14 protein-coding genes are annotated in these 13,017 nt (G+C 67.6%); 5 read left to right on the top strand and 9 right to left on the bottom strand.

Going from position 1 to position 13,017, the window contains the following annotated elements; genetic code table 11:
- Positions 1-85: 85 nt before the first annotated feature.
- Positions 86-2,044 carry a glycoside hydrolase family 15 protein gene (locus W7S_RS07885; RefSeq protein ID WP_172417567.1) on the top strand — a complete coding sequence of 653 codons (1,959 nt, stop codon included), beginning with the start codon at positions 86-88 and terminating at the stop codon, positions 2,042-2,044.
- 19 nt (positions 2,045-2,063) lie between these two features.
- Here the strand turns inward: W7S_RS07885 and W7S_RS07880 are convergent, their stop codons facing one another.
- From W7S_RS07880 to lepA, 3 genes are read right to left on the bottom strand one after another with little or no spacing between them, the layout of a single operon-like run.
- Positions 2,064-2,552, bottom strand: a complete 489-nt coding sequence (locus tag W7S_RS07880; protein WP_014711146.1) for a sensor domain-containing protein — start codon at positions 2,550-2,552, stop codon at positions 2,064-2,066.
- Between the two features lie 16 nt (positions 2,553-2,568).
- Positions 2,569-3,327: a sensor domain-containing protein gene (locus tag W7S_RS07875; RefSeq protein WP_014711145.1), complete on the bottom strand. Its 759-nt coding sequence runs from the start codon at positions 3,325-3,327 to the stop codon at positions 2,569-2,571.
- A gap of 2 nt (positions 3,328-3,329) precedes the next feature.
- On the bottom strand, positions 3,330-5,201 hold the full coding sequence (gene lepA, locus W7S_RS07870) for a translation elongation factor 4 (protein ID WP_081490075.1): 1,872 nt from the start codon (positions 5,199-5,201) through the stop codon (positions 3,330-3,332).
- A gap of 116 nt (positions 5,202-5,317) precedes the next feature.
- Between lepA and W7S_RS07865 the strand changes: the two genes are divergently transcribed.
- Positions 5,318-5,920, top strand: a complete 603-nt coding sequence (locus tag W7S_RS07865) for a type II toxin-antitoxin system PemK/MazF family toxin (RefSeq protein ID WP_008255287.1) — start codon at positions 5,318-5,320, stop codon at positions 5,918-5,920.
- A 107-nt stretch (positions 5,921-6,027) separates the two neighbouring features.
- Here the strand turns inward: W7S_RS07865 and W7S_RS07860 are convergent, their stop codons facing one another.
- Positions 6,028-6,456 (bottom strand): CBS domain-containing protein, encoded by a 429-nt coding sequence (locus tag W7S_RS07860; RefSeq protein ID WP_008255284.1) that lies wholly within the window; start codon positions 6,454-6,456, stop codon positions 6,028-6,030.
- A gap of 168 nt (positions 6,457-6,624) precedes the next feature.
- On the opposite strand from W7S_RS07860, the gene W7S_RS07855 reads away from it, so the two are divergent.
- On the top strand, positions 6,625-7,467 hold the full coding sequence (locus tag W7S_RS07855; RefSeq protein WP_008255282.1) for a ribonuclease Z: 843 nt from the start codon (positions 6,625-6,627) through the stop codon (positions 7,465-7,467).
- 4 nt (positions 7,468-7,471) lie between these two features.
- Here the strand turns inward: W7S_RS07855 and W7S_RS07850 are convergent, their stop codons facing one another.
- Both W7S_RS07850 and W7S_RS07845 read right to left on the bottom strand, forming a co-directional pair.
- Entirely contained in the window at positions 7,472-8,170 is a 699-nt protein-coding gene (locus W7S_RS07850; protein ID WP_014711143.1) for a hypothetical protein, read from the bottom strand.
- Between the two features lie 96 nt (positions 8,171-8,266).
- A complete protein-coding gene (locus W7S_RS07845; protein ID WP_014711142.1) occupies positions 8,267-8,635 on the bottom strand; it encodes a DoxX family protein in 369 nt (122 codons plus the stop codon).
- Positions 8,636-8,740: 105 nt separating this feature from the next.
- On the opposite strand from W7S_RS07845, the gene W7S_RS07840 reads away from it, so the two are divergent.
- Positions 8,741-9,100, top strand: a complete 360-nt coding sequence (locus W7S_RS07840) for a helix-turn-helix domain-containing protein (RefSeq protein WP_014711141.1) — start codon at positions 8,741-8,743, stop codon at positions 9,098-9,100.
- Between the two features lie 16 nt (positions 9,101-9,116).
- Here the strand turns inward: W7S_RS07840 and W7S_RS07835 are convergent, their stop codons facing one another.
- Genes W7S_RS07835 through W7S_RS07825 form a run of 3 tightly spaced genes read right to left on the bottom strand, consistent with a single transcriptional unit; the run spans position 9,117 to position 12,608 of the window.
- On the bottom strand, positions 9,117-9,956 hold the full coding sequence (locus tag W7S_RS07835) for a transglutaminase family protein (RefSeq protein ID WP_008255278.1): 840 nt from the start codon (positions 9,954-9,956) through the stop codon (positions 9,117-9,119).
- Positions 9,956-10,933: an alpha-E domain-containing protein gene (locus W7S_RS07830; RefSeq protein WP_008255276.1), complete on the bottom strand. Its 978-nt coding sequence runs from the start codon at positions 10,931-10,933 to the stop codon at positions 9,956-9,958. Before W7S_RS07830 ends, W7S_RS07835 begins: the two co-directional genes overlap by 1 nt.
- Positions 10,920-12,608 carry a circularly permuted type 2 ATP-grasp protein gene (locus W7S_RS07825; protein WP_014711140.1) on the bottom strand — a complete coding sequence of 563 codons (1,689 nt, stop codon included), beginning with the start codon at positions 12,606-12,608 and terminating at the stop codon, positions 10,920-10,922. The genes W7S_RS07830 and W7S_RS07825 overlap by 14 nt, the downstream gene beginning before the upstream one ends.
- Before the next feature lie 145 nt (positions 12,609-12,753).
- On the opposite strand from W7S_RS07825, the gene rpsT reads away from it, so the two are divergent.
- Positions 12,754-13,014: a 30S ribosomal protein S20 gene (rpsT, locus tag W7S_RS07820; protein ID WP_008255272.1), complete on the top strand. Its 261-nt coding sequence runs from the start codon at positions 12,754-12,756 to the stop codon at positions 13,012-13,014.
- Positions 13,015-13,017 lie beyond the last annotated feature (3 nt).

The following is a 13,017-nucleotide window of genomic DNA, read 5'->3' as shown; positions in this document are numbered from 1 at the left end:
TCTGCATGTTCAGCCCGACGACCAACCGGCCCAGCCGGACGAAGACATGCCCGAGGAAGCGTTTCCAGCGGCGTCCGCCACGTCGATGTCGTCGTCCATCGACCTGCGCACTCCCGGGCCCCTCGCTCCCAGCGCGGCCCTGCGTAACCCGTTTCCGCCGATCGCCGATTACGCGTTCCTGTCGGACTGGGAAACCACCTGCCTGATCTCGCCGGCCGGGTCGGTGGAATGGCTGTGTGTGCCGCGGCCGGACTCGCCGAGCGTGTTCGGGGCGATCCTGGACCGCAGCGCCGGCCATTTCCGGCTGGGCCCCTACGGCGTCTCGGTGCCCTCGGCCCGCCGGTATCTGCCGGGCAGCCTCATTATGGAGACCACCTGGCAGACGCACACCGGATGGCTGATCGTGCGTGACGCGCTGGTCATGGGCCCCTGGCACGACCTGGACCGCCGGTCGCGGACGCATCGCCGCACCCCGATGGACTGGGACGCCGAGCACATCCTGCTGCGCACCGTGCGCTGCGTCAGCGGCACCGTCGAACTGATGATGAGCTGCGAGCCGGCGTTCGACTACCACCGCGTCGGGGCCACCTGGGAATACTCCGCCAACGCGTACGGCGAGGCCATCGCGCGCGCCACCAGGCAGCCCGACGCCCACCCCACGCTGCGACTCACCACCAACCTGCGGATCGGGCTGGAGGGCCGCGAAGCGCGCGCACGCACCCGGATGAAGGAGGGCGACGACGTGTTCGTGGCCCTGAGCTGGACCAAGCACCCGGCGCCGCAGACCTACCAAGAGGCCGCCGACAAGATGTGGCAGACCACCGAGTGCTGGCGGCAGTGGATCAACATCGGCAACTTCCCCGACCACCCGTGGCGGGCCTACCTGCAGCGCAGCGCGCTCACGCTGAAGGGGTTGACCTACTCGCCCACCGGCGCGCTACTGGCGGCCAGCACCACGTCGCTGCCGGAAACACCGCAGGGCGAACGCAACTGGGACTACCGCTACGCCTGGGTGCGCGACTCCACGTTCGCGTTGTGGGGCCTGTACACGCTCGGGCTCGACCGCGAGGCCGACGACTTCTTCGCGTTCATCGCCGACGTCTCGGGCGCCAACAACAACGAGCGGCACCCGCTGCAGGTGATGTACGGCGTGGGCGGGGAGCGCAGCCTCGTCGAGGAGGAACTGCATCACCTGTCCGGCTATGACCAGGCCCGGCCGGTGCGCATCGGCAACGGCGCCTTCGACCAGGTCCAGCACGACATCTGGGGCTCCATCCTCGACTCCTTCTACCTGCACGCCAAGTCGCGCGAACAGGTCCCGGAGACGTTGTGGCCGGTGCTGAAGAAGCAGGTGGAAGAGGCGATCAAGCACTGGCGCGAGCCCGACCGCGGAATCTGGGAGGTGCGCGGGGAGCCGCAGCACTTCACGTCGTCGAAGGTCATGTGCTGGGTGGCGCTCGACCGCGGGGCGAAGCTGGCCGAACGGCAGGGCGAGAAGAGCTACGCCCAGCAGTGGCGGGCCATCGCCGAGGAGATCAAGGCCGACATCCTGGCGCACGGCGTGGATTCCCGCGGGGTCTTCACCCAGCGCTACGGCAGCGACGCGCTGGACGCCTCGCTGCTGTTGGTGGTGCTGACGCGGTTCCTGCCGCCCGACGACCCGCGGGTGCGCAACACCGTGCTGGCGATCGCCGACGAACTCACCCAGGAGGGCCTGGTGCTGCGCTACCGGGTCGAGGAGACCGACGACGGGCTGTCCGGCGAGGAGGGCACGTTCACGATTTGCTCGTTCTGGCTGGTGTCGGCGCTGGTCGAGATCGGGGAGGTGCGCCGCGCCAAACGCCTGTGCGAGCGGTTGCTGTCCTACGCCAGCCCGCTGCACCTGTATGCGGAGGAGATCGAGCCGCGCACCGGCCGCCAGCTGGGCAACTTCCCGCAGGCGTTCACCCACCTGGCGCTGATCAACGCGGTGGTGCACGTCATCCGGGCCGAGGAGGAGGCCGACGGCTCCGGGATGTTCCAGCCCGCCAACGCGCCGATGTAGACCGCCAGATGAGCCCGCGTCAGCTGCGGGCGCCGGGCTTTACGGTCAGCGTGGTCCCGTCGCACTTCTGCCACTGCGCGACGAACCTGGCGAAGAGCGCGTCGGCGTCCGCGGCCGTCCGCAACGCGACGATGCCTTGCTGGACAATGTCGATCTTCACCGAATCCCTTTTGCCCACCCACATTTCGGCGGCCGTTTCTTGAATCGGCGCCGAGCCATACGGGCCCCGCTGCATCAAATGGACGACGCCGATGCACTCGGCGGGCTTCGCCTTATCCCACGCGGTTCCCAATTTGTCGCCGCCCCCGAACTCCGAGTAGTGCGGGTACGGCTGGAACGGCTGGTCGAGCAGCTTCGCCAGCGCGGTACCGTCGAACAAGGCCCGCTTGATGGCCGGCACCCGACCCGCGTTCGGCGCCAAAGTGCCTGTGCCGGAGATGGTTTGGGTGCACCCGCTCACCAGCAGCACCGCGACCACAGCGGCCAGCGAGCGCCAGGTGCTTTTCACTTCACCCCTCCCGACCTCAGCTCAGCGCGTTGACCCTGTCCATCATGGCGCGCGCGATGTCGAGCGCGCTGCTGTTGACGTTGGCCGATCCCGGGTCGGTGGATCGCCGCCCGCCGAAGAAGACCACCTCGACCTCTACGAGGCAGTTCGACCGGATACCGATGGCCCGCGCCTGGGGGGTGGGCCGCAGGGCGGGCATGTTGGGCAGCACCGAGGTGGCGGTTTTGGTCGCCGCGATGGTGGTAGCGGTGCCGCGGACATCGCTGATGACGTTCGTCGTGCTGATCGGGCCGGTCTGTTCCGAGGTCGTCATGCCGTTGCATTGCTGCCACTGCTGCGAGAACTGCGCGAACAACGCCTGAGCCTGCGCGGCCGAGGGCAGCGTGACCACGCCCTCCATCACGGTGATCACCTGCGCCGGTTCGCCGTTGTTCCACCACGACACCGAGGCGACGTCCTGGACCTGGGCGGAGCGGTACACGCTCTTTTGCAGCATCGCCGTCACGCCCAGGCAACCGGCCTGCGACGTCGACCGCTTGACCTGGTAGAGCTTCTCGGGGCCGCCGACTTGCGCCGGCTCGCGGGAGATCAGCGTCTGGTCGAGCATCCGCGACAGCGTCGCGCCGTCGAGCAGCACCTTGCTGACCGTCGCGCCGCTCAGCGGACGCAGCTTGAGGTTCGGTGCCGGCTTCGCCGTCCCGTTCACGACCGCGCCGCATCCCGTCACCAGCGTGGCCAGGACCGCGAGCGTCGCCGCCGCTTTGAGTATCCGCATGGCTACTTCTTGCCCTTGTCCCCCGCCGCGTCCGCGGACAGCGCGGCGACGAACGCCTCCTGCGGTACGTCGACCCGCCCGATGGTCTTCATCCGCTTCTTGCCTTCCTTCTGCTTTTCCAGAAGTTTGCGCTTGCGGGTGATGTCACCGCCGTAACATTTGGACAGCACGTCCTTGCGGATGGCTCGGATGTTTTCGCGCGCAATGATTTTCGATCCGATCGCCGCCTGGACCGGCACCTCGAACTGCTGGCGTGGGATCAGCTCTTTGAGCTTGGTGGTCATCTTGTTGCCGTAGGCCGAGGCGCCGTCCTTGTGCACGATCGCGCTGAACGCGTCGACCGCCTCGCCCTGCAACAGGATGTCGACCTTGACCAGCTGGGCCTCTTGCTCGCCGGCCTCCTCGTAGTCGAGGCTGGCGTAGCCGCGGGTGCGTGACTTCAGGGAGTCGAAGAAGTCGAAGATGATCTCGCCCAGCGGCATGGTGTAGCGCAGCTCCACGCGTTCGGGTGACAGGTAGTCCATTCCGCCGAGCTCGCCGCGGCGCGACTGGCACAGTTCCATGATGGTGCCGATGAATTCGCTGGGCGCGATGATGGTGGTCTTCACCACCGGCTCGTAGACGGTGCGGACCTTGCCTTCGGGCCAGTCCGACGGGTTGGTCACGACGACTTCGGTGTTGTCCTCTTTGACCACGCGATAGACGACGTTGGGCGACGTCGAAATCAGGTCCAGGTCGAACTCTCGCTCCAGGCGCTCCCGGGTGATCTCCATGTGCAGCAAACCCAAGAAGCCACAACGGAATCCGAAGCCCAGCGCCACCGACGTCTCCGGCTCGTAGGTCAGGGCCGCGTCGTTGAGTTGCAGCCTGTCCAGCGCGTCGCGCAGAACCGGATAGTCCGAACCGTCCACGGGATACAGCCCCGAGTAGACCATCGGCCTGGGCTCGCGGTATCCCGTCAGCGCTTCGGCGGCGCCGCGCTTGGCCGTCGTCACGGTGTCACCCACCTTGGACTGGCGGACGTCTTTGACCCCGGTGATCAGGTAACCCACCTCGCCCACACCCAGGCCCTCGCTGGCCTTCGGCTCGGGCGAAACGATGCCGACCTCGAGCAGTTCGTGCGTGGCGCCCGTGGACATCATCGCGATGCGTTCGCGCGGGGTGATCTTGCCGTCGACCACCCGGACGTAGGTCACCACGCCGCGGTAGATGTCGTAGACCGAGTCGAAGATCATCGCTCGCAGGGGCGCGTCGGCCTCGCCCTGCGGGGGCGGCACCTGGCGCACCACCTCGTCGAGCAGCTCGGCCACTCCCTCGCCGGTTTTGCCGGACACCCTTAAGACGTCGTCGGGCTCGCAGCCGATGATGTGGGCGAGCTCTCCGGCGTAGCGGTCCGGGTCGGCCGCCGGGAGGTCGATCTTGTTGAGCACCGGGATGATGGTCAGGTCACGGTCCAGCGCCAGGTAGAGGTTGGCCAGGGTCTGCGCCTCGATGCCCTGGGCGGCGTCGACCAGCAGCACCGCGCCCTCGCAGGCCTCCAGGGCGCGCGACACCTCGTAGGTGAAGTCGACGTGGCCCGGGGTGTCGATCAGGTGCAGGACATGGTCTTCGGCGTCGACTTTCCACGGGAGCCGGACGTTCTGCGCCTTGATGGTGATGCCGCGCTCGCGCTCGATGTCCATCCGGTCCAGGTACTGGGCGCGCATCGAGCGCTCATCGACGACGCCGGTGAGCTGCAGCATCCGGTCGGCCAGCGTCGACTTGCCGTGATCGATGTGGGCGATGATGCAGAAATTCCGAATCTGCGCCGGCGCGGTGAAGGTCTTGTCGGCGAAACTGCTGATGGGAATCTCCTGGTCTACGTCAAACGTGATGGGCGCTGCGCGGCCGTTTTACTGGCGGTTCGCGGCATGTCCAGCGTATCTATGCAGCGTCGCCCGGACCTACTTGGACACAGTCGCGCCCGATTGCTCGCGTCTATGCTGCGAATATGGCGTCTGCCCGGAAATCGCAGTGGAAGACGTTCCAGCGGTTTGCCGAGAATCTGGTGTTCAACGGTGCCCCGCGGCTGGCCCGGCACGTCCAGAATTCCCAGACCGTCCTGCGCGAGTTGCAACAGGCCGTGCGGATCACCGCGAACGTCATCGCCGCCGCGGCGCCGCCACCGTCCGACACGACGGTCGCGGGCCGGCCGGTGACCAGCAACAGTCGGCCCACCGCGCAGCGGGCCCGCAAACTCGTGTACGCGCCGAGCCTGGACGGCCGGGCCGATCCCGGCGAGATCGTCTGGACGTGGGTGGTTTACGAGGACGATCCCAGCCGGGGTAAGGACCGGCCCGTGCTGGTCGTGGGACGCGACCGCGGCACCCTGCTGGGGTTGATGGTCTCCAGCCAGGAGCGCCACGCCGCCGATCCGGAGTGGGTTGGAATCGGCTCGGGCAGTTGGGATTACGAGGGACGATCCAGTTGGGTTCGGCTGGACCGCGTGCTCGACGTGCCCGAAGAGGGCATTCGGCGCGAGGGCGCCATTCTGGATCGCGAGATCTTCGATGTCGTGGCGGCGCGGCTGCGCGCCGACTACTCCTGGCGCTGAGTCGGCCAAGTCGCCGAGCGTGCACTCGCGGCGAGAAAACGGCGAAGTTATCGCCCTGCTGCACGTTCGGCGAGCGGGGCCGGCGGGTTGAGCAAGCCGCCGCCGAGTCAGCCCTGGGTGATGTAGGACTGCAGCTGCTGCTGCTCGGCCTCGAGTTCTTCCATCCGGGTCTTCACCACGTCACCAATGCTGACGATGCCGATCAGCTTCTTCCCGTCCAACACCGGCACGTGACGCACCCGGTTCTTGGTCATCAGCACGCTGATCGCATCGACGGTGTCGGCCTTCGTGCACGTGGCCAGCATGCTGGTCATGATCTTGGAGACCGGGCGTGACAGCACGCTGGCGCCATGAGTGTGGAGCTGGCGCACGACGTCGCGCTCCGACACGATGCCGACGACCCCCTCGTCGCCGACCACCACCATGGCGCCGATGTTCTGCTCGGTCAGACCCGCCAGCAGCTCACGAACCGTCGCGTCCGGGTTGATGGTCACCACCGCCGCGCCCTTGTTCCGCAAGACGTCCGCAATCCGCATCAAGGCCTCCAGCCGGGTTTGTGATCCGCTTCACATCAGGCTACGGCTAACTCGCGCGGCGGAAAAGCCACCAAGAGAACCTGCACACAGATCGTGTCCAAGCGCCGCCGGCCTGCCGGATCGTTCGATCGGGCCACCGCAAACCGCGGGGACCTGCAAGATAGGGCCATGATCGAGGTCACTCTGCTGGGCACCGGAAGTCCGATCCCCGACCCGAACCGGGCCGGGCCGTCGACCCTCGTGCGGGCCGGCGGGCAGGTGTTTTTGGCGGACTGCGGGCGCGGGGTGCTGCAGCGCGCGGCGGCGGTCGGGGTAGGTGCGGCCGGCTTGTCGGCGCTGCTCCTCACTCACCTTCACAGCGATCACGTCGGCGACCTCGGCGACGTCCTCATCACGCGGTGGATCAGCACCTTCACCCCCGATCCCGCGCCGCTGCCCATCATCGGGCCGCCCGGCACCGCGGAACTGGTGGAGGCGACGCTGAAGGCGTTTCACCACGACATCGGCTACCGCATCGCCCATCACGCCGATCTGAATGCGCCGCCGGCCGTCGAGGTCCACGAATACACCGACGGTCCGGTGTGGGACCGCGACGGCGTATCGATCCGGGTGGGCGCCACCGATCACCGGCCGGTGGCCCCGACCATCGGGTTCCGCATCGAATACGAGGGGGCATCGGTGGTGCTGGCCGGCGACACCGTGCCGTGCGCGAGCCTGGACGAGCTCGCGGCCGGGGCCGGCGCCCTGGTGCACACCGTGATCCGCAAGGACATCGTCGCCACCATCCCGCAGCAGCGGCTCGTCGACATCTGCGATTACCACTCCTCGGTCGAAGAGGCGGCGGCGACCGCCGCCCGCGCGGGCGTCGGCACCCTGGTCATGACGCACTACGTGCCCGCGCTGGTGCCCGGCCAGGAAGAGCAGTGGCGGGCGCTGGCCGCCGAGCAGTTCGGTGGGCGCATCGAGCTCGGCGACGACCTGCACCGGGTTCAGGTCGACGCGCCCACCTGACGCCCTACCGGGACGACGAATCGCGTTGCGCCGCACGGGTAATCGCGACACCCGCCACCACCAGCCAGGTCAGCGCCACCACCCGGGCGACCGGCAACAGCACCCCCAGCGCGGGCCAGATCAAAACGCCGGCCGCCGATTCGGCGAGGACGGCGGTCGCCAGGCCGGCCCGGGCGAGCGGGCCGGGCAGCACTCCCCCGGGCGCCGCCATCGCGGCCACCAACAGGCCCAACGCCACGATGTGGGCCGGGCCGCCAGTGAGAAAGACGAGCAAGTACAGCGCTCTCGCCACGGCGGTGTCGGCGCTGACTTCCGGCCACGACATCGCCCAACCCAGCACGCCGGCCAAGCCGAGCGCGCCGGCGGCCAAGGCGCCGGCCGTAAGCGCGATCGCGGCCGCCGCGGGGCCGGCGCCGAGTTGCCTCACCCGTGCGGCGGCCGTCGCCGCGTAGACCGCCAGCGGGACCGCCGACGCGAACGTCGCAACGGCCATGACGCGCACGGCGGTTGGCTGGGCCCGCACGTACGCGGCCACCGCGCCGACGGGGCCGTACGGCAACGGCATGACACCGCCGATCCCGACGCCGATCGCAATCCCCCCGAAGAGCAGCCCGACGCACAGCAGGGACAGCGCCGTCAGGGGCGGCCCGCGGTGGGGGCGGTTCGCCTCGGGGTGGGCCCCGGTTTCGCGGATACCGTTCATTGCCAAACGGTATCGCGCACCCGCTCGCCGTTGGCGCCTCTGCGTCGGGCTACCTAGCGCGTCGGGCGAGAGGACAGCGGCACCCTGGCGGAGGGCTCAACTCACGGATCGGCCGACGGTGACGAAAGCCGCGAGCAACAAGAGAATCACGTTGATGGGCAAAGGTTGTCGCTCGTTACGCGTCAGGTGCACGCGCATCGCGCCGATCTGCACGATGACCAGACCCACCGCAGCGATCGGGGTCAGGATGCGGGCGATGCCGGTTGCCTCGGGCAGGATCACGCCGAGCGCGCCGACGATCTCGACCGCGCCGACGGCCTTGACCGCGGCGTCCGAGTGGTCCTTCATCCAGTCGAGCCGGCCCGACGCTACGAGTTGTTCGCGCGGCCGAACGACTTTGAGCCCGCCCGCGACGAGATAGACGAATGCGAGTAGACCCTGCACGGCCCACAGTGCAATGTTCACGATGTTCCCCAATCCTTACCATTTGTGCGTAGCCATATCGTGTGTCAGCGCTGGGGCGGCCGCATAAGGCACATCGATGTATGTATCCAGGACGGAGACCTCGCTATGACCAACGTCACACGAAAGACGCCACGGATACCGGAGGGCGGTGCGGTCCGGGAAGTCCTGGATCGCATCGGCGACAAGTGGAGCCTGCTGGTAATCGGCACGTTGCGTGACGGTCCGATGCGGTTCGGTGCACTGGAGGCGGCAGTGGAAGGCATCTCGCAGCGGATGCTCACCCTGACGCTCAAGCATCTTGTCGAGGATGGCCTGCTCGACCGCACCGCCTACGCCGAGGTGCCACCGCGAGTCGAGTACGAATTGACCGAACTCGGGCGGACATTGCTACCGCTGGTGATCTCGTTGGCCCAATGGGCCATGACGCACCACGAGGAGATCAACGCCAATCGCACGTCACGGTAGCGCTGCATACCGGCCCCTAGGCGAGCCGGGTCACCTCCACGATCACGTCGAGGTCGGTGGCGCCCTCTCCGGAGTAGATGCCCTTCAACGGGGAAACATCGGCGTAGTCGCGACCCGCACCCACGCCGACGTACTGCTCGGTGATCTCGGTGTCGTTGGTGGGGTCATAACTCCACCAGGCGCCCGTCCACGCCTCGATCCAGGCGTGACTGCGCCCTTCCACGGTGTCCCCGACGACGGCGTCGCGTTTGGGATGCAGGTATCCCGAAACGTAGTGCGCGGGAATCCCCATGCCGCGCAACAACATCAGCGTCAGGTGTACGAAGTCCTGGCAGACACCCTTGCCCGCCTTGAGCGCGTCCAGCCCCGACGAGTGCACGCTGGTTGTTCCCGGCAGGTAGTCCAGTTCGTCGCGCACCCAATGGGCCGCGGCGACAACGGCTTCGGCCGGCGCGTGGGTTTTGCTGATCTTCTTGCCCACCGAGGCCACCCGCTTGCTGGCGGGGGCATGCCCGGTGGGGCGGAGCAAATCGTCGAAGCGATCGATCACGGCATCCGAGCGCAGGTCGTCCCAGCCCACCTCGGTGGCCGGGGCCTCGGCGCGTTCGGTCTCCACGACCGAAGAGGACATCACCGTCAAATCGGTGTGCGGCGCGTGCAAATCGAACGCCGTCACCGCGGTACCCCAATAGTCGATGTAGCGGTAGGACCGGGTTGCCGGGATGGTTTCGACGCGGTTGAGGATGACGTTCTGGCGGTTGTTCGACCGCGGCGTCAGCCGGGCTTCGTTGTAGGAGGCGGTCACCGGTGACTGGTAGGCGTACCCCGTGGTGTGCACCACCCGCAGCCGCCACATCAGCCGTCCTCTTTCCTGCTGACCAGTCGGGGGCGCTGACCGGCGTCCGACCACGCCACCCACGGCGTGATGTGAAAGTACTGCAGCGCCAAGGCTTCCCCGACGTCGTGGCAGGTGCGCTGCAGTCCCGCCAGCCGGCTTTCCAGCGTCTCGAGCAGCACCCCGGGCTGGACGAACTCCAACTCGCTGCGGGCCTGCCCGAGCAACCGCTGGGCCTCGGCGGTCGCCCCGATCCGGCTCTGCCGATTGCGGACCAGTTCGTCGAGGTTGTGTTCGGCCAGCCGCAGCGAGTAGAACACCGAACGCGGAAACAGCCGGTCGAGCAACATGAACTCGACCACCCGCCCCGCGTCGAGCACACCGCGATACGTGCGCAGATAGGTGTCATGCGCGCCCGCCGACCGTAGCAGCGTCACCCATGCCGGGGACGAGGCGCTGTCCCCGACCCGCGACAGCAACAGCCGCACCGTCATGTCGACGCGCTCGATCGCCCGGCCCAAGACCATGAAGCGATACCCGTCGTCGCGCGACAGCGTGGAGTCGGCCAGCCCGGCGAACATCGCCGCCCGCCGCTCCACGAACGACAGGAAGTCATGCGGCCCAAGGCGTTTGGCGGCGCGCTCGCGTTCGGGCAGGGCGTGGTAGGTGGTGTTGAGGCACTCCCAGATCTCGCTGGACGTCACCTCCCGCGCTGACTTCGCGTTTTCGCGGGCCGCGGTGATGGCGTCGACGATCGAGCAGCCGCCCTGGGCGTTTTTGCTGTAGGCCACCAAATCGGTCAACGACCACACGTCGAGTTCATGATCCGGTGGATCGATGCCGAGCACCCGCAACAGCAGGCGCGAAGCCTGATCGGGGTCGACGCTGGAATCCTCGAGCAACTGGTGCAGGACAACGTCCAGAATCCGCGCGGTGTCGTCGGCGCGTTCGACGTAGCGCCCGATCCAGTAGAGCGCCTCGGCGTTACGTGCCAGCATCGAACACCGCCCGTTGTTGCTGCTGCTGTTCGAGCTGCTCGCGCACGGGCCGTTCGGTGGGTTGCGGCTGTTGCGAGGCCAGCCGCGGCGAGTCGTCCAGCATGGGGTCGGGCATGGAGGTCGGCAACGCGCGCACCACCTCCGCCGCCTCGAGCTCGTGGTCGCCGGCTGATGCCCGCGACGCCAACACCCAGGTGTCCTTCGAGCCGCCGCCCTGGCTGGAGTTGACCACCCGTGACCCCTCGACCAGCGCCGTCCGGGTCAGGCCGCCGGGCAGCACCCAGACGTCGTTGCCGTCGTTGACCGCGAACGGACGCAAGTCGACGTAGCGGGGGGCGAGCGCGCTGCCGACCTGCGTCGGCACCGTCGAAAGCTCCATCATCGGCTGGGCGATCCAGCTGCGCGGATCGTCGCGGATCTTTTTGGCGACGGCCGCCAACTCCTTCTCGGAGGCCTCCGGGCCGAACACGATGCCGTAGCCGCCGGATCCCTCGACCGGCTTGAGGACCAACTCGTCGATCCGGTCGAGCACCTCTTCGCGTTCGTCGTCGAGCCAGCAGCGCAGCGTCTCGACGTTGGCCAGCAGCGGCTTCTCGCCCAGGTAGTACTCGATCATGGTGGGCACGTAGGTGTAGACGAGTTTGTCGTCGCCGACGCCGTTGCCGATCGCGCTGGAGATGACGACGTTTCCGGCGCGGGCGGCGTTGACCAGGCCGGCCACCCCGAGCACCGAGTCGGCGCGGAACTGCAGCGGGTCCAGGAAGGCGTCGTCGATGCGCCGGTAGATGACGTCGACTTGGCGCTCCCCTTCGGTGGTGCGCATGTACACCTGGTTGTCGCGGCAGAACAGGTCGCGCCCTTCGACCAGCTCGACGCCCATCTGACGGGCCAGCAGCGAATGCTCGAAATACGCCGAGTTGTAGACGCCCGGGGTCAGCACCACCACCGTCGGGTCGGCCTCGTTGGTGGCCGCGGAGTTGCGCAGCGCCCGCAGCAGGTGGGAGGCGTAGTCGTCGACGGAACGCACGCGATGCGTGGCGAACAGGTTCGGGAAGACGCGGGCCATGGTGCGGCGGTTCTCCATTACATAGGAGACGCCCGACGGCGAGCGCAGATTGTCCTCGAGGACCCGGAAATTGCCCTTTTCGTCGCGGATCAGATCGATGCCGGCGACGTGGATCCGGACGCCGTTGGGCGGGACGATGCCCATCGCCTGGCGGTGGAAATGCTCGCACGAGGTGACCAACCGGCGCGGGATCACCCCGTCGTTGAGGATTTCCTGGTCGCCGTAGATGTCGTCGAGGTACATCTCGAGCGCCTTGACCCGCTGGGTGATGCCGCGTTCGAGCCGGGCCCACTCGGCGGCCGAGATGACCCGCGGCACCAAGTCCAGCGGAAAGGGCCGCTCCTGGCCCGACAAAGAGAAGGTGATGCCCTGGTCGAGGAACGCGCGCGAGAGCGCTTCGGCGCGAGCCTCGAGCTCCGAGGCGTCCGACGGCGCGAGTTCGGCGTAGATGCCCTTGTAGGGGCCACGAACGGCGCCCTGGGCCTCGAACATCTCGTCGAAGGCCATGTCGTAGGCGTCCGAGGATGTGTTGTATCCGCCGAAAATCCGCTCAGAACGCGCAGCGCGAAAACCCCGCCTGGTCTCCTCAAGCTGGTTCGTCAGACTCACTGTTCAGATGCTGCCTCAAATCGATGTTCTGGCAGCCGACGTGTTCCCGTTTTGGGAGAAAACGTAACTCACTGATAACCTGGGCAATCGCTGTGGTGATTTCCGGCGCCCCAACCAAACGTCTGATCGAAGAAGGAACTCGAGCGTGGCCAACATCAAGTCGCAGCAGAAGCGCAACAAGACGAACGAGCGCGCTCGCCTGCGCAACAAGTCGGTGAAGTCGTCGCTGCGCACCGCCGTCCGCGCGTTCCGCGAGGCCACCAGCGCCGGCGACAAGGAGAAGGCCGCCGAGTTGCTGGTGTCGACCAACCGCAAGCTGGACAAGGCCGCCAGCAAGGGCGTGATTCACAAGAACCAGGCCGCCAACAAGAAGTCGGCGCTGGCGCAGGCCCTCAACAAGCTCTGAGGC

The organism is Mycobacterium sp. MOTT36Y, from assembly GCF_000262165.1.
Taxonomy (GTDB): Bacteria; Actinomycetota; Actinomycetes; order Mycobacteriales; family Mycobacteriaceae; genus Mycobacterium; species Mycobacterium intracellulare.
The sequence above is the reverse complement of the archived record's forward strand: the minus strand, read 5'-3'. Positions and strand labels throughout refer to the sequence as shown.

Bases quoted from the DNA above. Each gene is read 5' to 3' on its own strand.
- W7S_RS07875 (WP_014711145.1), bottom strand. From the start codon at position 3,327: ATGCGGATACTCAAAGCGGCGGCGACGCTCGCGGTCCTGGCCACGCTG.
- W7S_RS07885 (WP_172417567.1), top strand. From the start codon at position 86: ATGTCGTCGTCCATCGACCTGCGCACTCCCGGGCCCCTCGCTCCCAGC.
- W7S_RS07850 (WP_014711143.1), bottom strand. From the start codon at position 8,170: ATGAACGGTATCCGCGAAACCGGGGCCCACCCCGAGGCGAACCGCCCC.
- W7S_RS07830 (WP_008255276.1), bottom strand. From the start codon at position 10,933: ATGCTGGCACGTAACGCCGAGGCGCTCTACTGGATCGGGCGCTACGTC.
- W7S_RS07835 (WP_008255278.1), bottom strand. From the start codon at position 9,956: ATGTGGCGGCTGCGGGTGGTGCACACCACGGGGTACGCCTACCAGTCA.
- W7S_RS07865 (WP_008255287.1), top strand. From the start codon at position 5,318: ATGGCGTCTGCCCGGAAATCGCAGTGGAAGACGTTCCAGCGGTTTGCC.
- W7S_RS07855 (WP_008255282.1), top strand. From the start codon at position 6,625: ATGATCGAGGTCACTCTGCTGGGCACCGGAAGTCCGATCCCCGACCCG.
- W7S_RS07840 (WP_014711141.1), top strand. From the start codon at position 8,741: ATGACCAACGTCACACGAAAGACGCCACGGATACCGGAGGGCGGTGCG.
- W7S_RS07860 (WP_008255284.1), bottom strand. From the start codon at position 6,456: ATGCGGATTGCGGACGTCTTGCGGAACAAGGGCGCGGCGGTGGTGACC.